We start from the raw sequence: 18,351 nt of genomic DNA, 5'->3' as shown, positions 1-18,351 counted from the left end.
GTCCTGAACAGGGGTGTCCCCCGTTGGCCACGGTTTATGTGGCCTTTTTACATCAATTTGCGGCGGCGTGTCACCTGAATATCGAGCTCTGTGATCTTCTTACGCAAAGTATTGCGGTTGATCCCCAATAAATCAGCACATTTTGCTTGGTTGCCGCCAGTTGCATCCAGCGCAATTTCTATCAAAGGCGCTTCCACTTCCCGTAGAATACGCCCGTAAAGGCCCTCTGGAGGTAACAAATCACCATGTAGGTCAAAATATCGTTTCAGATGCCGTCCGACAGAAGCCCCAAGCTTTTCTGTGTCCGTGCCGCCGTCGCGCAATGGTTCCAGATCGGGCTGGCTGCCCAACACCTGATTGACCTCGGTCGCTGTAATCTCTGCCGCGCGGCTTGTCAGTCCCAAACGCCGCACCGCATTCTCCAACTGTCGCACGTTGCCCGGCCAGCTGTACTTGCGGAAAATCTCTGCTGCATCCTCTGACAATACCCACTGCGCGCCACCGGCTTTGTCGAGACGCGCCAGAAAATGGTCTGCAAGCAGCGGAATGTCATCAACGCGTTCGCGCAAAGCCGGCACGTTCAACGTCGCCCCGCTTAGACGGTAATACAGATCCTTGCGCACATTGCCTGCCTCCATCGCGGCGGTCAGATCGGCTTGGCTGGTGGCCAAAAAGCGTGGAACATGTTCGCCGGGTGTATCCATCATACGCACGATGCGGGCCTGGATGTCTTCGGAGATGTCTGCGATTTCATCAATCAACAGTGTGCCGCCCTTAACACGCGCCAAAACGCGTGCAGGCCCTTCAAGGTCTTGCAAATCCGCAGATGTGGCTGTGACAAACGGCAAGGTTCGCCTGTCGGAAAAGTCGTGTATAGCCTTGGCAATCAACGATTTTCCTGTGCCACTTTCCCCCCATATCAGAACGGGCAAATCAGTATTCATGACGCGCGCAACCACACGGTAGAGCGATTGCATCACAGCCGTCCGCCCCACCAATGGCAGATCCTCGGGGCGATCTTGGTCTTGCGGCGCCGGGGCCACGCGATGTTGCTTCATATCCAACGCACGCGCGGTGCGCTTCATCAGATCAGGCAAATCAAACGGCTTTGGCAAATAATCGTATGCTTCGGCTTCGGCGGCCTGAATTGCCGTCATAATCGTATTTTGCGCGGAAATGACGATGACCGGCAGACCGGGGCGGTCTTCGGCAATCTTTGGCAACATTTCCAGACCGTTGCCATCGGGCATGACCACATCGGAAATCACCACATCGCCTTTGCCCTCGCCCACCCAACGCATCAATGTCGTCAAGCTGGAAGTCGCATGCACTTTGCACCCCGCCCGTGTCAGGGCCTGTGTCAAAACAGTGCGAATGGTGCGGTCGTCGTCTGCAACAAGAACGGTTCCGTCCATGGGTTACTCCTGTGTGGTGGTGGCAGCGCCGGGCTTTGAGGCGCGCGGCAAAGAGATGCGGAAAATGGTTTGGCCCGGCACTGAGGTGACAGAAATCCATCCCCCGTGGTCCGAGATGATCTTGCTGACCAAAGCCAGCCCAAGCCCGGTGCCGTTTTCCTTGCCCGATACAAACGGATCAAACACATCCCCTTTGATGTGTTCAGGCAGGCCGGGGCCATCGTCAATAATTTCGATTTGCAATGGCAGCGACTGGCCGGACCCGTCGGCGCGGCGCAAACGGAACGAATGTTCAAAGTAGCTGTGCAAGCGTATCGTCCCCCCCGCATCGCCTGCAGCCTCGGAGGCATTTTTCAACAGGTTCAGGATCACTTGCAACAGCTGGTCGGGATCCCCCAAAGCCAATGGCAATGACGGATCATAGTCTTCAACGATCTTCATCGAAGCGCCAAACCCAAGCAAAGCAGACCGTCGCGCCCGGTCCAAGACGTCATGGATGTTTACAGGTTTGAAATCAGGGGTTTGCAGGTTTCCGAATTGTTCGACCTGTTCCAACAGCTTCACAATGCGTCGGCCTTCTTCGACGATCAGGTCTGTCAGCTCAAGATCGTCCGCAGACAAATTCATGCTTAACAATTGGGCTGCACCGGTGATCCCCGCCAAGGGGTTCTTAATCTCATGTGCTAGCATTTCCGCCATGCCAATCGCGGATTTTGCCGCGGATTTCACCGTGTGGTTCTGGGTCATACGCCCGGCCAGTTCACGGGGGGAAATCATCATGATCATTTGCCCCGGCGCACCCACCAAAGGTGCGATATGCAAAGCGCATTGCAGTGGCGCGCGTTGTCCACTGCCCACATCCACATCATTTACAAACAAGGGTGTGCCCTGATCGCGTGCACGGCCAAATGCTTCTTCAAGGGGGGCATCTATGGCAATCTGGTCCCACAACGGGGTTGCAATGACAATTTTGGCGGACGCGTTTAGAAATCCTTCAGCAGCCGCATTCACGTCCAAAATCATATCCTGACCGTCGATCAAAATGGCGGGTACAGGCAAAGACGCCCAAATAGACGGATCACTCATGCCACCACCTGCTGGGCTGAGATTGCATCTGGCAACAGGTGCAGCACCTCTTGCGAGGTTTTGGTGGTGAGTACCCTGCGCCGTAAATCTGCCGGTGTTTGGGCGGTGTCCATGAACCATCCAAGGTGTTTGCGCGCGACCCGCAGCCCAAGCGTTTCGCCATAAAAAGCAATCATTGCTTCATAGTGTTCACACACCAGATTGGCCAAGACGGCGCCGGTTGGCACATCCGGTTTCGGACCGTCAAACAGATCATGTGCAATTTGCGCCAAGATCCAGGGACGTCCCTGTGCACCGCGTCCAATCATGACACCATCTGCACCGGATGCTGTCATGGCCGCTTGTGCGGTGCTGCTACAGATGATGTCGCCGTTTGCAATCACAGGAATGGAGACAGCGTCCTTAACGGCACGAATGGCGGCCCAATCGGCAGACCCTTTGTAGAACTGACACCGTGTGCGGCCGTGAATGACGATGCGCTGGATGCCTGCGGCTTCTGCACGGCGTGCAATGTCAGGCGCATTCATAAGGGTGTCGTCCCACCCCAAACGCGTCTTCAGGGTTACCGGAATATCCACAGCCCGCACCACAGCATCAATCAGTGTCAGCGCATGATCCGGCGTTTTCATCAAAGCAGAGCCGGAATAGCCGTTCACAACTTTCTTCGCAGGACACCCCATGTTGATGTCGATCACGGCAGCGCCCTGCCCTTCGACCATCCGCGCGGCTTCGGCCATCGGGGCGGGTTCGCGTCCCGCCAGTTGCACGGCTGTGCCCACATGCCCCAACCCCAGCTCCGCCTTTTCACGCGCACCGGGACGTGCATTCAGCATGTCGTGGCTGGCCACCATTTCGGACACAACCATGCCCGCACCGAACCGCGCGACCAAATCGCGAAACGGTCGGTCGGTTATACCGGCCAAGGGGGCCAGCATCACGGGAGGCGAAAGTGTCAGAGCGTCAGGCAATCTGCTTAATCCTTGTGCAATTCAAACCGGATACCGTCTTTTGCCGTTTTGCTCAATACAGACGGGCCCAAACACCGCTTTCAAACCACACATGTGCACAAAATTTAGGCATCAAGTTCGGCTTTACCCGCAGACGGTTCATCCCTAAAATTAGCGCAATGGATCAAGGACCCGATTTATGACGCTCGCAGTGCTGATTGTTGCCGCAGGCCGCGGCACCCGCGCGGGCGGCCCCGTGCCAAAACAGTGGCAACTTCTGGAAGGGCGCAGCGTGTTGTCCCACACCGTTGATGTTTTCAAACGTCATGCCCTTGTACACCGGATTGTACTGGTTCTGCATGCCGACGACATGGACCGCGTGACAGGCGTTACAAAGGTGCAAGGCGGTGCGGATCGGGCCGCGTCCGTACGCCACGGGCTTGCAGCGCTTCAAGACAGCGGTATCACCCGCGTCCTGATCCACGACGTCGCACGGCCCTGCGTGAGCCATGATACGATTGACGCTGTGATTATGGCCCTTGAAACCCACGCAGGGGCAGCACCCGCTATTCCTGTCACCGACGCGCTTTGGACCGGAGAGAACGGTTTGGTTACAGGCACACGGGATCGCACCGGACTGTTTCGTGCCCAAACGCCACAAGGTTTCCATCTGGATGCAATCACAAATGCCCACGCGGCCCACGCCGGAGGCGCTGCTGACGATGTTGAAGTGGCCCGCGCCGCCGGGGTCGATGTGGCGATTGTGCCGGGCGACGAGGCCAATTTGAAAATCACCTACCCCGCCGATTTCAATCGCGCGGGCCGCATATTAAGGACAGGACATGGACATTAGACCCGACATCAGGCTGGGCAACGGGTTCGACGTACATGCGTTCGGCCCCGGCGATCACGTCACCCTATGCGGCGTGGATGTGCCCCACACACATGGTCTTGTTGGCCATTCGGACGCCGATGTCGCGATGCACACGGTGACGGACGCGATTTATGGCGCTTTGGCTATGGGCGACATCGGCCAGCATTTCCCGCCCTCTGATCCGCAATGGAAAGGGGCCGAAAGCCACATTTTTCTGCGTCATGCCGTAGATCTTGCCGCACAACACGGCTTTGCCATTTCGAACGTGGATTGCACCCTGGTTTGCGAATTTCCAAAGATTGGACCGCACAGTGAGGCGATGCGCAAAAAGATGTCCGACATCATGGACTTGGACATAAACCGCATATCCGTCAAAGCGACCACATCCGAAAAGCTTGGCTTTACCGGACGCAGCGAAGGCATCGCATGCATGGCCACCTGTGCTTTGGTGAAACCATGATGCTGGCGCGTATGATCGGAACCGTTCTTGGGGTTGGCTATTTGCGCCCTGCGCCGGGCACTTGGGGGTCGCTGGTGGCTCTGCCTTGGGCGCTGTTGCTGCATGTTCTTGGCGGATTTTGGTTGCTTGCTATCGGCGTTCTGGCTGCCTTCGTAAAGGGGTGGTGGGCGACCGCGCAAATGACCAATGGGTCAGAGGATCACGACCCGTCCGAGATCGTGATCGACGAGGTTGTTGGCCAATGGATCGCTCTGCTGCCCATATCCTACGGAGCTTGGGCCAACGGAATTCCGATCACAGCGCTTTGGCCCGGCTGGATTGCCGCCTTTGTTTTGTTTCGTCTGTTCGACATCTGGAAGCCGTGGCTTGTGGGATGGGCCGACCGGCGTGGCGACGCGTTGGGGGTTATGCTGGACGATGTGATTGCAGGCGTCTTTGCCGCGATCGGTGTGATGGTTTTGGCCGGGCTTGCCCATGGGATGCTGATGCAATGACCCTTGCAGAACAGATTGTGGCCGCAGCCAAAACCCATGGCATATCCATTGCCACGGCCGAAAGCTGCACGGGCGGTGTGGTTGCTGCATCACTGACAGATGTGCCTGGATCGTCAGCTGCTTTCGAATGTGGGTTCGTGACCTATAGCAACGCCGCCAAGCAAAAGATGTTGGGCGTGTTGCCCGAGACCTTGGACGCGCATGGCGCTGTGTCGGAACCGGTTGCTCTGGAAATGGCACAAGGTGCCATAGATGCGTCACAGGCCACGTTAAGTGTGGCGATCACAGGCATTGCAGGGCCAGGGGCATCAGATCACAAGCCGGAAGGCCGGGTCTGTTTTGCGATCGCGCAAAGCGGTCTGAACGCCACATCGCAGACCATTGAATTTGGGGCTTTGGGGCGGGCGCAGGTGCGTGCGGCAGCACGTGAGCATGCCAAGCATTTGTTATTGGCGGCCATGACGCCATAGGACTGCGATTTTACAGACGCCTATAAATTAACCGTTTACCGCTTTTATCCGCCCAAAAATGCACCACTTGCACAAACGGGCATAAAATGAGCGACCAAAAGGCACTTTGCTGCTTTTGTCGGCGCACCGAGTGCCTATGCCCCTTCCAAAAGTCGAAAAACCACTTGGAGGGACACCATGAACGGAGCCGATACAGCTTGGATTATCGTCGCCACGGCGCTTGTGCTGCTGATGACATTACCGGGGCTTGCCCTATTTTATGGCGGGCTTGTGCGGGCCCGCAACGTACTTAGTGTATTTATGCACTGCTATGCAGTGGCCTGCCTGATGAGTGTGCTGTGGCTGGTGATCGGGTATTCCATCGCCTTTGGCGGAGGTGACAGCGGGCTTTGGGGCGGCTTGGACAAGCTTTTGTTGTTGGATGTGACCGCCGACAGCCTGTCTGGCTCATTGCCGGAAATCCTGTTCTTTGCCTTCCAGATGACATTTGCCATCATCACCCCGGCTTTGATTGTGGGCGCATATGTGGAACGCATTGGCTTTGGATTTGTGATGCTTTTTTCAGGTCTTTGGATGCTGCTGTGCTATGCGCCGGTTGTGCATTGGGTTTGGGGCGGCGGCATTCTTGCGGATGGTGGCATTTTTGGCGAGGTCGGCGTTAAAGACTTTGCAGGCGGCATTGTGGTACATGAAACCGCCGGTTTGGCCGCGCTGGTTTTGGCTGTGTTCCTTGGGGCGCGCAAAAACCAGACGACACCGCCGCACAATCCCGGCATGGTGATGATGGGCGCTGCCTTTTTGTGGGTCGGATGGTTCGGTTTCAACGGCGGGTCGCAACTGGCTGCTGATGGCGGTGCTGCAATGGCGATCACGGTTACGCATATTTCGGCCGCCACAGCGTCCCTGTCATGGGCGCTTTGGGAAAGGATCAAGTTCGGAAAAGCGTCATTGGTCGGCATTGTTACTGGTACAATCGCAGGGCTTGCATCAATTACACCGGCTTCCGGGTTTGTTGGCCCTATCGAGGCACTGATCATTGGTGCCGTTGCAGGCGTCCTGTGCCAAGAAGCGGTTACGCTGATCCGCAACGGCTTGAAAATCGACGACACACTGGACGTCTTTGCAGTCCACGGTGTTGGTGGCATCTTTGGCACAGTCATGATCGCCGTGTTTGGCGCCGGCACATGGCTTGCGCAACTTGGGTCGTTGCTGATTGTCGGTGTGTTCACCGTTGTTGTCACTGTGGTTCTGGTTTTGATGGTCCGCATGATCACGCCGTTGCGTGTTGATGAAGAAACCGAAGTGAACGGTCTTGATTTGGCAGTACACGGCGAACGTGCCTACGACATGTCAAGCTGATTACGCTTGGAAATATGACGATCAGCGGGCCCTGCGGGGCCCGTTTTCATGTGTTGAACTTCAATGTCGCAGCGCGGCGGTAAACGCCTTCAAATCAAAGCCACCTATCCCGTTTGAAGCCTCCCACAGCATCTGTGCACGGTCCTGTCCGATCAAGGCAGAAGCTTTGGAAAAAACCCGTTCTTTGCGATCTTCAAAGGGGGCTGCTTTGGCAAGATCATGGTGGTGCGTGTGATCCATCCCTTGGGCTGTGATTGTCACATGGGCCTCGGTATCGGACAGCTCTGCGTCACCAACGACCGCGACCTTGTCGCGCAAAGCGACAACTTCAGGGGCTAGAATAACGGAAGGCTCAAACGACACCTGATCGACCATACCGCGTCCCAACAGGGCCATGGCGGCAGTGGCGGACAGGCTGAACTTTGCCTCCAAGCGCGTTTGTGGTTGTGGGATCGCACAGACGTCCAGCCAGCGCGGATGGACCTTGATTTGGACGCGCGACACTTGCGCGGGATCCACCAGGTCTTTCAACGCCAATACCGCTTCAATACTGGCATGCGTGCCGTGGCAGCATGCGTGATACTTGTGGCTGATGGCGGAAAACAAAGTGCCGTCCTGCATCAATGCCTCTGCGTCCCCTGCCCCGTGATGGGTTGCGCCGAACCCGAAAGGACCATCCAGAACTTCTGGTGCCCCTTCCACGCCAATCATAGCCGCATGCACAGCCTCGACTGCAGAGGCCGCGGCCATGCCTGCATGATAGGGTTTGCCCATTGTTCCAAATTGCACTTTCAACCCTGCGGCGCGCGTTGCGGCAAGGCCAATGGCGCTGTGTGTTTCATCCGTAGACAGATTGAAGATCGCAGCCCCGGCCACGGCTGCCCCGATTGTGCCTGCAGTGGCTGTCTGGTGAAACCCGGTTTCATAATGCGCCCGCCCCAACCAAAGCCCAACACGAATAGAGGCTTCGGCACCGACAAGTGCGGCACGCAGGAAAAGATTCCCGTCGTCATCCCCTTGCCGCTGCGCCATTGCCAAGGCGGCAGACACGATCACGGCGCTGGGATGCCCGATATGCGCAAAGTGGGTGTCATCAAAATCCAGAGCATGGGCTGTTGTCCCATTAACCATCGCAGCGGCGCGCATCGGCAACATCTGGTCTGCGCCAATGACAGTCGCGTCCGTTGCGCCGCCATTCTCACCTTCAAGGTGCCGCACGGCTTGTGCGACCGGTTCATGACGTCCTGCCAACGCGCATGCGGCCCAGTCCAGAACCGACAATCGCATGACGGCTAAAGCGTCCTCGGGGACGGCGTGGACCGATGCAGACATGTCTGCCAAAAATCTTGTCACGCGCATGATCTGTGCCCCGATTGCCCCATCAGAGCAAGATTGGCACAGCTTAACCAAGGAATAAACAGTCAGCCTGCGGAATAAAGTGTCTCGGCGCGGCGTTCAAACGCCCGCACAATGCGCTGCATAGCTTCGTTGAACACAACACCGATGATGCCTTGCAAAATAGCGTTCTTGAATTCGAAATCGACAAAGAAGGTCACATTGCATCCGCCATCTGTGTCCTCAAACGCCCAGTTGGATTTCATGTATTTGAAGGGGCCATCCAAATATTCTGTATCGATTTTCCGTGCCGCAGGCCAAAGAACCACACGACTGCCAAATCGTTCGCGAAAAACTTTGAAGGAAATGACCAAATCGGCGTCCATGACCACACTGTCGCCCTGAGCCACTTCGGACCGGATCCGGGCCGCCGCACACCACGGCAGAAATTCAGGGTATTGGCCGACGTCCGCCACCAGATCATACATCTGTTGTGCGGTATAAGGCAGGAAACGGGTTTCTGAGTGTGTTGGCATAGGCTCTGGATTACGACAATTGGCTGTGGTGCGTGTTACGGGCGATGTGTTACGAAACCCGCATAAGTGCAAGAGGGTTCCATGCCACAGCGTCCATATGTCATAGATCAGATGATCTCCGCCAAGTCGATCGCAGCCCGCATCGAAACCTTAAGCCACGATATTCACGACGCTTTTGAAGGCACCGACAAGCTGGTCGTTGTAGGGCTTTTGCGGGGGTCATTCGTGTTTATTGCCGATCTGGTGCGAGAGCTGGATTTGCCGCTTGAAGTCGATTTCCTTGAGGCATCAAGTTACGGCGACGGCATGGAAAGCAGCAGAGAAGTACGCATTCTCAAAGATTTACGCGGCGCAATTGAAGGGCGCGATGTGCTAGTGGTCGAAGACATCATCGACACGGGATATACCATGCACCACGTTCAAAGGCTGTTGGCCAGTCGCAAGCCAGCCCGTTTGAAAACCATCGCATTGCTGGACAAGCCGACGCGGCGTGAAGTCGATGTAAAGGCCGATTGGACGGGATTTGAAATACCCGATGAATTTGTCGTGGGGTACGGGATTGATTTCGCCCAACGCAACCGCAACCTGCCCTATATCGGCAAGGTCCGTTTCACGGAGTAGCGGTGTTTCGCTTAAAACGGGAAACTGTAAAAATTTCTTTACGTATTTGAAATGAATTCTGCTGATACTGGTGGTGTGGCGGCCATGCGTCGCGTTCGACTATTGCCAAGTTCTGCCTGTTTTCATGTTCACTTACGGGGGAAATTCAATGCCATCAGATATTCGCACACCCGGTTTTTGGGGCCTTGTGATCGCTTGCATGCTTGTCGCACTGATCGTGCCCGTCATGTTCGGGTGAAACAGGCCCAGGGATAGGACCCTCGGGCGCGATACCAAAAACCGCATCGCGCCAGACCGTTTTGTTCTAAGCCATCTTTGCTTGTCGCGCGGAACGCATACGCGCAAAATCATCACCCGCATGATAGCTGGACCGCGTCAAAGGTGTGGCGGACACCATCAAAAAGCCTTTGCCGTAAGCGGCCTTTTCATAGGCTGCGAATTCATCAGGATGCACAAATCGGTCCACCGCATGGTGTTTCGGCGTGGGCTGCAAGTATTGCCCGATGGTCAGAAAGTCGATGTCCGCTGCGCGCATGTCTTCCATAACCTGCATGACAGATTGCCGATCTTCACCAAGACCCACCATGATACCCGATTTGGTAAACATCATCGGATCAAGTTCTTTCACGCGCTGCAACAAACGCAGGGAATGGAAATAACGGGCGCCTGGGCGCACCTCTGGATACAGGCCCGGCACGGTCTCCAGGTTGTGGTTGAACACATCGGGACGGGCCTCGACCACAGTTTCCAGAACCGAAGGGTCACATTTGATGAAATCCGGCGTCAGGATTTCGATGGTGGTGTCGGGCGAACGGTGTCGCACGGCACGAATCGTTTGGGCAAAGTGATCTGCCCCCCCATCCGTAATGTCATCGCGATCCACAGACGTGATGACGACGTGGTTCAGCCCCAGCTTTTCAACGGCATGGGCCACGCGCCCGGGTTCAAACGCATCCAGATCTTCGGGGGGTTTGCCCGTGGCAATGTTGCAGAAGGTGCAGGCACGCGTGCAAACTTCGCCCATAATCATCATGGTGGCATGGCCTTGCGACCAGCATTCCCCGACGTTGGGGCATCCGGCCTCTTCGCAAACGGTCACCAAACCGTTGTCACGCATGATATCGCGTGTGGTTTCATACCCTTTTCCACTCGGCGCTTTGACTCTGATCCAGTCGGGTTTTTTGGGTTGCGGATTGTCTTGGCGACGCGCTTTTTCGGGATGGCGCTGCGCCGGGATTTTCAGATCTCGCATCATTTGGCTTTCAAGCTACTGCGTTGGTCTTGTTAAACCTAACATAGCAGTTTGAAAATGTAACGGCAGGTGACGCATTGCCGCTTTGCGTGTCACGCAAGGAGACCGTTCAAGACGTAAAAATGGCGTCCGGTGGAGGGAACCGAACGCCATTCTTAATGAACCATGGGAAAATCAGCCGATAAGGCCGCCCCCCGGTCCGGTTGTTTCTTCGTAGTGGCGTTGCAAACGCATCAAAGCGATCCGCAAGACAATCTTGCCGGACCGGGCGGACCACCCCAGCTTCTTTTCGGCGGTCTCCAACCCTTCCAGATAGCAGCAGCAGCGCAAAACCACATCCGACAGGCCCGGTCCAAGATCGGTTAGGGCCGCAGCCACACGGTTACGTGCGCCGGCCGGCCCGTTGCCCACGCCGCTGTCCGCTGCAAAGCCACCGCGCCCGCCACCCGTCAGGAAACGGTCCCAGTTTTGCGCAACACGGGGTCCCATTTGCGCCAGTTCAAAATCTTCGCGCAAACGTTCGCCCGCCGTTACCAAGGCGTCACTTAGAAAACGTTCACCTTGTTTGTCACGACGTCGGGCCAATGCCGTCAAAGGCGATTCTGAAAGATTGTATCGCATCTTTCGGCTGCGGCCTGTGTCCGCATCAGGCAGTGTTTTTTCACCCCACGTCCGATGTTGTTCCCCGAAATCCGCTTGTGCTTCGGCAAAGCCATGCGGCGCTGTATCACCGGACTGTTCGAGCATTTCAGTCAGCGCATTGCGCCCTGCCGTGGTAATTTGGTAGCGCGTGATGCGTCCGGTTGTGTCTGCGCTGATCCATTCTTTTAGGGCCATGGCCTGTGCGACATCACGGTCGACCACAGCAGTCCGTGTGCTTGCACCGTCTTCTGTGTCGCGTACCACAACGGCCTTTTCCATATCCGCAGCAACCGCCAGCACAGCCCCCTTTTCACACATTCTGCGCAAAATGCGGGTCGCGTCTTGGGCCCACAGGCTATCTTCGGTGGACTTGTGCGGCACAACGGATTGGAAACTCATGTTGCTGTCTTTCTGTGTCAAAGTCGCGGCGTGTCGAGCCGTTTTAGAAGGCCCGCGCAAGGACGCGGCGCCGGTTATTTCATCTTGGGTAAAGTGTGACGCGCCAAGTTTGCGCAGCGCTGCATCCACCAAAGGGTCGTCGCGTTGGGTTTCAACACGCCGGATCTGGCGCAAAATGGTAGATGCATGGCACCCTGAACGCCGCGCCAGCTCCCGAATGGGCAGCCCGGCCTCAGTATGTGCAAGATAGCGTTGGGCCCCTTTTGGAACCCATTCAGGCAGGCACGGAAATCCATCCATGCCAGTCATGATGTTCGTCATTTTCCGTTCCCTCAGTCTACCAAACGGCCGAATTTAGTTTCGGCTTATCCCCAAACTTATCCACACATCCTAAAGTTGCATTAGTTACCCGTTCGTTAACATTAAGCTGTGAGGCCATCATTGTTTCTAAAAGATAAACAGTTGTAAAAGCTGCGAACGGCGCATTTTTTGCAAACGCAACACCCCAATAGGTTGTGACAGTGTGAGGGCAAGCGCAGGTCAAAACCCTGCATTTCACACTGCAAAAGGACCATAAAATGCAAGATATTCTGTCAATGTTGAACCAACTGCAACGTCCGCGCCTTTTGATGAAAGCCGCACGAATCGGCGCGGAGGATTACCGCCGCACGGTCCATTTGCCGCGTCTTTTGGGATACGGTCAAATGCCACGGCACGGAGCAGCACTGATTAAGTTAATGGAAGTTGAAGACACATTGAACGTGCAACGCAAGGACGACGAATCGGCTTACAATCTGCTGCGTCATATCGATGTGTTGATCGCCATTGTCGGCGAGGCCCGCGAACTACAGGCCACTCAGGGGCCGTCCGAACCGACGGCCGCCTGAGGGTTTGCAATTAGCAATTACATGAAGGAATCAGGCTCTGCCGCTTTCTTCCGCGCCACGAATTCGGTCAACGCCTCAAGCGTTGCCGGATCGATGGCAGGCTGTTGATAATCATTCAACATCTTCTCGACACGCAGAGTTGCCAGGGCTTGCGTGTCACGCGCACCTTCGTCTTCCCACGTCTCGAACGGTTTGTAGTCCAGCAAGTCGGATTTCCAGAACGCTGATTTGAAGTTGGCCTGCGTGTGGGCACATCCCAGATAATGTCCCCCCGGCCCGACTTCGCGGATCGCATCCATGGCTTGTGCGTTCTCGTCAATTTGAACGCCGGCGGCCAAATGGTGCAATGTCCCCAGCTGGTCCGCGTCCATCACAAACTTCTCGAAAGAGCTGACCAGCCCGCCCTCAAGCCAACCGCATGAGTGCAACATAAAGTTAACACCGGACAAAAGCCCCATGTTCAGGCTGTTGGCGGTTTCATAAGCCGCTTGCGCATCCGGCAGCTTTGATCCGCAGAAGGACCCCGCAGACCGGAACGGCAATCCAAGGCGGCGCGCCAATTGGCCTGCACCATATGTAATGTGCGACGCTTCAGGCGTGCCAAATGTGGGCGCACCAGAGTTCATATCAATCGACGTCACAAACGCCCCCATGATCACAGGCGCCCCCGGACGGATCAGCTGACTATATGCAATACCAGCCAGAACCTCGGCAAAAACTTGCGTCAACGTACCGGCAACAGACACCGGGGCCATAGCGCCACCCACGATAAAGGGTGAGATGATGCACGCCTGGTTGTTTTTGGCATACACTTCCAACGCGCCCATCATGACGTCATCGAATGTCATTGGAGAGTTGATGTTGATCAGCGACGTCATAACCGTGTTTTCCTGGACGAAATCCTTACCGAACAGGATTTCGCACATCTCGACACTGTCTTGCGCCCGGCTTGGTTCGGTCACAGAGCCCATAAAGGGTTTGTCGCTGAGCGTCATATGGGCCAGCAGCATATCAAGGTGACGTTTGTTAACCGGCACATCCGTTGGTTCACATACGGTGCCCCCCGAATGGTGCAGCCATTTGGACATATACCCCAATTTTACGAACTTCTGGAAATCCGCCATGGTCGCATAGCGGCGCCCCCCTGCGACATCACGCACAAATGGCGGGCCGTAGACAGGGGCCAAAACAAGGTTCTTTCCACCAATAACTACGTTGCGGTCCGGATTGCGGGCGTGCTGGGTGAATTGGGCGGGCGCTGTGGCACAAAGCTTACGGGCCAGACCTTTTGGGATGCGCACACGTTCACCTTCAACAGATGCGCCCGCTTCGCGCCAACGCTCCAGTGCAGGCGGGTTGTCTGGGAAATTGACACCGACTTCTTCCAGAATCTGTTCGGCATTGGCCTCGATGATATCCAACGCTTCTTCGGTCAAAACCTCAAAGTTTGGAATATTGCGTTCAATATACTTTGCGGTTTCAAAAGAGACCGCGGACCGTTCAGCGCGGCGCGCAGCACCTCCGCCACCACGACCCCGACGACCACGTGTTGCTGCTTCGGTCATGATGCATCCCCTACCGTTTGAAAAGTTCACCGCACCGATAGCCCACAGCTTGGCGTGCCCGCGTGGAATTAGCGGCGCAAGAGGGAAAAAAGCGACATCCTTGTGTCTTCTTTCAAGAAATATCCCAAGGTCCGCGGTCACAGTCTCGTCGGACACTTGCCACCGCGCACGGGGCGGCATATTGCACATCCATGACACAGCATCACGACCGCCTCCTCATCATCGATTTCGGCAGCCAAGTCACGCAATTGATCGCGCGACGTTTACGCGAGCTGAACGTATATTGTGAAATCCACCCGTATCAGAACGTCACTGACGCGTTTCTGGCCGATTTCGCGCCCAAAGCCGTTATTTTCTCGGGCGGACCTGCCTCGGTGATTGACGATGCTTCGCCGCGCCCGCCAGCGTCGGTCTTCGATCTGGGCGTGCCGATCCTTGGCATTTGTTACGGTCAACAAGTCATGATGCAAATGTTGGGCGGACAAGTAGAACGCGGGCATGGCACAGCGGAATTCGGACGGGCCTATGTCACGCCAAACGCAGAAAAACTAATGCTTTTAGACGGTTGGTTCGAAGATACGGCACAAGACGGGCGCGAACAGGTCTGGATGAGCCACGGCGACCACGTGTCCCAAATCGCACCCGGTTTTGCGGTCTACGGCACCTCGCCCAATGCGCCTTTTGCCATTACGGCTGACATGGCCCGCAACTTTTTTGCTGTGCAATTTCACCCCGAGGTACACCACACCCCGCGCGGTGCAAAACTATACGAGAACTTTGTAAAAATGGCAGGGTTCAAGGGCGATTGGACCATGGGCGCATACCGCGAAGAAGCAATTGCCAAAATTCGCGCCCAAGTGGGGGATGCCAAAGTCATTTGCGGGTTGTCCGGCGGGGTCGATTCTTCGGTCGCGGCTGTTTTGATCCATGAAGCAATCGGCGATCAACTGACATGCGTCTTTGTGGATCACGGCTTGCTGCGCAAAGGCGAAGCGGAAGAAGTCGTAAAAATGTTCCGCGACAACTATAATATGCCGTTGATCCACGCGGACGAGCAGGACTTGTTCCTAGGTGAACTGGACGGCCAAAGCGATCCTGAAACCAAGCGCAAGATCATCGGCAAGCTGTTTATCGATGTGTTCCAGAAACATGCAGGCGAAGTGGGCGGGGCAAAGTTTTTGGCTCAAGGCACACTGTATCCCGATGTGATCGAAAGCGTATCCTTCTCGGGTGGTCCATCCGTTACCATCAAATCGCACCACAATGTGGGTGGGTTGCCAGAGAAAATGGGCCTGAAACTGGTCGAGCCGCTGCGCGAGCTGTTCAAAGACGAAGTGCGCGCTTTGGGGCGAGAGCTTGGGCTGCCTGCCAGCTTTATTGGGCGCCATCCCTTCCCTGGTCCTGGCCTTGCCATCCGGTGCCCCGGTGAAATCACGCGACCCAAACTAGAGATTTTGCGCGAAGCGGATGCCGTCTATATCGACCAAATCCGCAAACACGGGCTTTACGACGACATCTGGCAAGCATTTGTGGCCATTTTACCGGTACGTACGGTCGGCGTGATGGGCGACGGGCGCACCTACGACTTTGCATGCGCCTTGCGTGCGGTCACATCTGTGGACGGGATGACGGCGGATTATTACCCGTTCAGCCATGAGTTTCTTGGCGAAACCGCGACGCGGATCATCAACGAAGTGCCGGGGATCAACAGGGTGACCTACGATATCACCTCCAAACCACCGGGAACCATCGAATGGGAGTGACGCCTGACGCGCGACCCATGTTTTCTTGCAAAGAAAACACCACAGAATTTTTGAAAAATTCTGCACGCCGATGAATCCGATCTTCAAAGCGGCACTGTTTATGACAGGCGCCATCGCATCCTTTTCTGCGATGGCAGTGGCTGGTCGCGAGGTCAGCTTTGCTTTGGACACTTTTGAGATAATGCTGTTTCGCAGCGTTGTTGGCGTCGTAATCGTCTGCAGCGTCGCCGCCTTCACAGGGACCTGGCGCCAGATCCGTACCGATGCTTTGCACATCCACGGCATACGCAATCTTGCTCATTTCACGGGCCAGAACCTTTGGTTTTACGCGGTAACGGTCATTCCCTTGGCGCAGGTGTTTGCGCTGGAATTCACCTCTCCGATCTGGGTGATCTTGCTTAGCCCTCTTTTGTTGGGTGAAAAGATCACAGCGGCGCGTGCTGTTGCAGCGATCCTTGGCTTTATCGGTATATTGATCGTGGCACGGCCCGGTATGGCGGGGTTGAACCCGGGCATTGTGATGGCCGGTGTATCTGCCATCTTTTTCGCCTTGACCAACATCTTCACCAAACGTCTGACACGTACGCAGTCGATCACTTGTATTCTGTTTTATTTGACAGTGATGCAATTGGTATTTGGCGTGGCAATGGCAGGGTATGATGGCGACATTGCAATGCCAGACAGCCAAACCCTTCCATGGTTGGTGCTGATTGGTTGCGCGGGACTGTTGGCACATTTCTGTATCACAACTGCATTGTCCATCGCACCTGCGACTGTTGTTGTGCCGATTGATTTCATCCGTTTGCCGGTGATCGCTGTCATCGGAATGCTGGCCTATAACGAGGCTGTCGATATCTGGGTGTTTGTAGGTGCGGCGATCATCTTTGCCGGCAATTACTTCAATATCTATACGGAAACGCGCAAAAACGTGAGCTGACAATCACGGCGTTTCACGAAAACCGAAGCTTGCGTCACGCTGACGAGAGCTTCCCTATGGTCATGCTTGTCGCATCCTTAGGTGTCATTGCACGAAGATATGACACCGGGGTGAGGAGACCCCGACTTTCGGGAAAGGGAGACCCCATGAAAACGCAATTTCTTGCGGCGATGACGTTTGGCCTGACGGCATCTGTGGCACATGCTGGCGGCTTGGACAGATCAGGGCAAGCGATCGACATTCTGTTTGAAGACGGCAATGTCTTGCAACTGACGTCCAGCTTTACGCGCCCCTCAATCACTGGTGAGCAAAACTCAGCCAATCCCGCGCTGTCTTTTGGCAATGGCGTGGGCATCGGCAATGTCGGCCAGTCTTTTCAGACCTTCGGAGTGGCCTTGAAGTATCAATTCACCGATGCACTTAGTTTTGCTGTCATTCTTGATGAGCCCTTTGGCGCTGATACGGCTATCCCCGTAGCCCCAAATTCATTTCTGGGCGGCACAGGGGCGACCGTAAACAGCACTGCCCTGACTGCAGTGGCCCGATACAAATTCAACGACCGTTTTTCGGTCCATGGCGGGCTGCGGTACCAGCAAATTTCTGCTTCCGTCAATTTGGGCGGCTTGGCGTTTGGCGGGTTAAACGGTTTTTCGGGCACCTTCGGCAATGACGGCGGACTGGGATATGTTGTAGGCGCTGCGTATGAAATTCCGAAAATCGCCCTGCGCGTGTCCCTGACCTACAATTCAGAAATTGATCACGATCTACAAACGGTTGAAAGCATCAATGGAACCGTCATCAACCCGGGCAGCATCACACCGGTGACAACACCCGAAAGCCTGAACCTTGCGTTTCAAACGGGCGTGGCCCCCAACACATTGGTGTTTGGATCGGTGCGCTACGCCCGCAATTCAACCACACAAGTGGCATCCGCAGGCTTCAACGGGGCCTTGGGCACGACAAACAGCAGCCTGACGGATTTAGAGGATTCGCTGGATTACGAAATCGGCATCGGGCGCCGCTTCAATGACAAGTGGTCGGGATCGTTGGCCATCGGATATTCCACAAGCGGCGACGACAGTCTTGTGTCCCCTTTGGCGCCCACAAACGGATCGCGGTATGTATCGGTTGGCGCAAAATATGATTTCAGTGAAAAAGTGTCGTTAAGCGGCGGCATTCGCTACACTGATCTTGGCAATGCAACGGCCGCCCCGGGCGGCGTGGGGGCTGCAACCTTTGAAGGCAACTCGGCCCTGTCCGCAGGGTTTAGGGTGTCCTACAAGTTCTGATGTTTTGAACAAGAAACGGG

At 55.7% G+C, this 18,351-nt stretch carries 18 protein-coding genes; 10 read left to right on the top strand and 8 right to left on the bottom strand.

What is annotated here, in order from left to right; all coding sequences use genetic code 11:
- Positions 1–47: 47 nt before the first annotated feature.
- The 3 genes from ASD8599_RS10180 to dusB are packed head-to-tail and all read right to left on the bottom strand — an operon-like array spanning position 48 to position 3,469.
- On the bottom strand, positions 48–1,415 hold the full coding sequence (locus tag ASD8599_RS10180; RefSeq protein ID WP_108828419.1) for a response regulator: 1,368 nt from the start codon (positions 1,413–1,415) through the stop codon (positions 48–50).
- 3 nt (positions 1,416–1,418) lie between these two features.
- On the bottom strand, positions 1,419–2,501 hold the full coding sequence (locus ASD8599_RS10175) for a two-component system sensor histidine kinase NtrB (protein WP_108828418.1): 1,083 nt from the start codon (positions 2,499–2,501) through the stop codon (positions 1,419–1,421).
- A complete protein-coding gene (dusB, locus tag ASD8599_RS10170; RefSeq protein ID WP_281261557.1) occupies positions 2,498–3,469 on the bottom strand; it encodes a tRNA dihydrouridine synthase DusB in 972 nt (323 codons plus the stop codon). The genes ASD8599_RS10175 and dusB overlap by 4 nt, the downstream gene beginning before the upstream one ends.
- A gap of 178 nt (positions 3,470–3,647) precedes the next feature.
- On the opposite strand from dusB, the gene ispD reads away from it, so the two are divergent.
- The 5 genes from ispD to ASD8599_RS10150 all read left to right on the top strand — a co-directional run bounded on the left by ispD (position 3,648) and on the right by ASD8599_RS10150 (position 7,105).
- Positions 3,648–4,301 carry a 2-C-methyl-D-erythritol 4-phosphate cytidylyltransferase gene (gene ispD, locus ASD8599_RS20155; RefSeq protein ID WP_146188214.1) on the top strand — a complete coding sequence of 218 codons (654 nt, stop codon included), beginning with the start codon at positions 3,648–3,650 and terminating at the stop codon, positions 4,299–4,301.
- Positions 4,291–4,782: a 2-C-methyl-D-erythritol 2,4-cyclodiphosphate synthase gene (ispF, locus tag ASD8599_RS20150; protein WP_146188213.1), complete on the top strand. Its 492-nt coding sequence runs from the start codon at positions 4,291–4,293 to the stop codon at positions 4,780–4,782. The genes ispD and ispF overlap by 11 nt, the downstream gene beginning before the upstream one ends.
- Positions 4,779–5,276 (top strand): phosphatidylglycerophosphatase A family protein, encoded by a 498-nt coding sequence (locus tag ASD8599_RS10160; RefSeq protein ID WP_108830116.1) that lies wholly within the window; start codon positions 4,779–4,781, stop codon positions 5,274–5,276. Before ispF ends, ASD8599_RS10160 begins: the two co-directional genes overlap by 4 nt.
- Positions 5,273–5,746 (top strand): CinA family protein, encoded by a 474-nt coding sequence (locus ASD8599_RS10155; RefSeq protein WP_108828417.1) that lies wholly within the window; start codon positions 5,273–5,275, stop codon positions 5,744–5,746. Before ASD8599_RS10160 ends, ASD8599_RS10155 begins: the two co-directional genes overlap by 4 nt.
- A gap of 177 nt (positions 5,747–5,923) precedes the next feature.
- The gene (locus ASD8599_RS10150; protein ID WP_108828416.1) at positions 5,924–7,105 is read left to right on the top strand and encodes an ammonium transporter; all 1,182 of its coding nucleotides are present in this window, start codon (positions 5,924–5,926) and stop codon (positions 7,103–7,105) included.
- A gap of 60 nt (positions 7,106–7,165) precedes the next feature.
- Here ASD8599_RS10150 and ASD8599_RS10145 read toward each other — a convergent pair whose 3' ends face one another.
- Together ASD8599_RS10145 and ASD8599_RS10140 are read right to left on the bottom strand one after the other, a co-directional pair.
- A complete protein-coding gene (locus ASD8599_RS10145) occupies positions 7,166–8,464 on the bottom strand; it encodes an MmgE/PrpD family protein (protein WP_108828415.1) in 1,299 nt (432 codons plus the stop codon).
- A 62-nt stretch (positions 8,465–8,526) separates the two neighbouring features.
- The gene (locus tag ASD8599_RS10140; RefSeq protein WP_108828414.1) at positions 8,527–8,976 is read right to left on the bottom strand and encodes a type II toxin-antitoxin system RatA family toxin; all 450 of its coding nucleotides are present in this window, start codon (positions 8,974–8,976) and stop codon (positions 8,527–8,529) included.
- A gap of 81 nt (positions 8,977–9,057) precedes the next feature.
- Here ASD8599_RS10140 and hpt point away from each other — a divergent pair, with 81 nt between their 5' ends.
- A complete protein-coding gene (gene hpt / locus ASD8599_RS10135) occupies positions 9,058–9,597 on the top strand; it encodes a hypoxanthine phosphoribosyltransferase (RefSeq protein ID WP_108828413.1) in 540 nt (179 codons plus the stop codon).
- Between the two features lie 304 nt (positions 9,598–9,901).
- Here the strand turns inward: hpt and lipA are convergent, their stop codons facing one another.
- Positions 9,902–10,849: a lipoyl synthase gene (lipA, locus tag ASD8599_RS10130; protein WP_108830115.1), complete on the bottom strand. Its 948-nt coding sequence runs from the start codon at positions 10,847–10,849 to the stop codon at positions 9,902–9,904.
- A gap of 174 nt (positions 10,850–11,023) precedes the next feature.
- Positions 11,024–12,211: a DUF6456 domain-containing protein gene (locus ASD8599_RS10125; RefSeq protein WP_245925998.1), complete on the bottom strand. Its 1,188-nt coding sequence runs from the start codon at positions 12,209–12,211 to the stop codon at positions 11,024–11,026.
- A 257-nt stretch (positions 12,212–12,468) separates the two neighbouring features.
- Here ASD8599_RS10125 and ASD8599_RS10120 point away from each other — a divergent pair, with 257 nt between their 5' ends.
- Positions 12,469–12,777 carry a DUF6477 family protein gene (locus ASD8599_RS10120; RefSeq protein ID WP_108828412.1) on the top strand — a complete coding sequence of 103 codons (309 nt, stop codon included), beginning with the start codon at positions 12,469–12,471 and terminating at the stop codon, positions 12,775–12,777.
- A 17-nt stretch (positions 12,778–12,794) separates the two neighbouring features.
- Here ASD8599_RS10120 and ASD8599_RS10115 read toward each other — a convergent pair whose 3' ends face one another.
- The gene (locus ASD8599_RS10115) at positions 12,795–14,342 is read right to left on the bottom strand and encodes a trimethylamine methyltransferase family protein (protein ID WP_108830113.1); all 1,548 of its coding nucleotides are present in this window, start codon (positions 14,340–14,342) and stop codon (positions 12,795–12,797) included.
- A gap of 191 nt (positions 14,343–14,533) precedes the next feature.
- Between ASD8599_RS10115 and guaA the strand changes: the two genes are divergently transcribed.
- The 3 genes from guaA to ASD8599_RS10100 all read left to right on the top strand — a co-directional run bounded on the left by guaA (position 14,534) and on the right by ASD8599_RS10100 (position 18,331).
- A complete protein-coding gene (guaA, locus tag ASD8599_RS10110) occupies positions 14,534–16,105 on the top strand; it encodes a glutamine-hydrolyzing GMP synthase (protein WP_108828411.1) in 1,572 nt (523 codons plus the stop codon).
- Positions 16,106–16,175: 70 nt separating this feature from the next.
- Entirely contained in the window at positions 16,176–17,042 is an 867-nt protein-coding gene (locus ASD8599_RS10105) for a DMT family transporter (protein ID WP_108828410.1), read from the top strand.
- Between the two features lie 146 nt (positions 17,043–17,188).
- Positions 17,189–18,331, top strand: coding sequence for an OmpP1/FadL family transporter (locus tag ASD8599_RS10100; protein WP_181364461.1), 1,143 nt, complete (start codon positions 17,189–17,191; stop codon positions 18,329–18,331).
- Positions 18,332–18,351: the final 20 nt, after the last annotated feature.

The sequence above is a fragment of the Ascidiaceihabitans donghaensis genome, from assembly GCF_900302465.1.
GTDB classification, from domain to species: Bacteria; Pseudomonadota; Alphaproteobacteria; order Rhodobacterales; family Rhodobacteraceae; genus Ascidiaceihabitans; species Ascidiaceihabitans donghaensis.
This window is presented reverse-complemented; position numbering and strand designations above follow the sequence as displayed.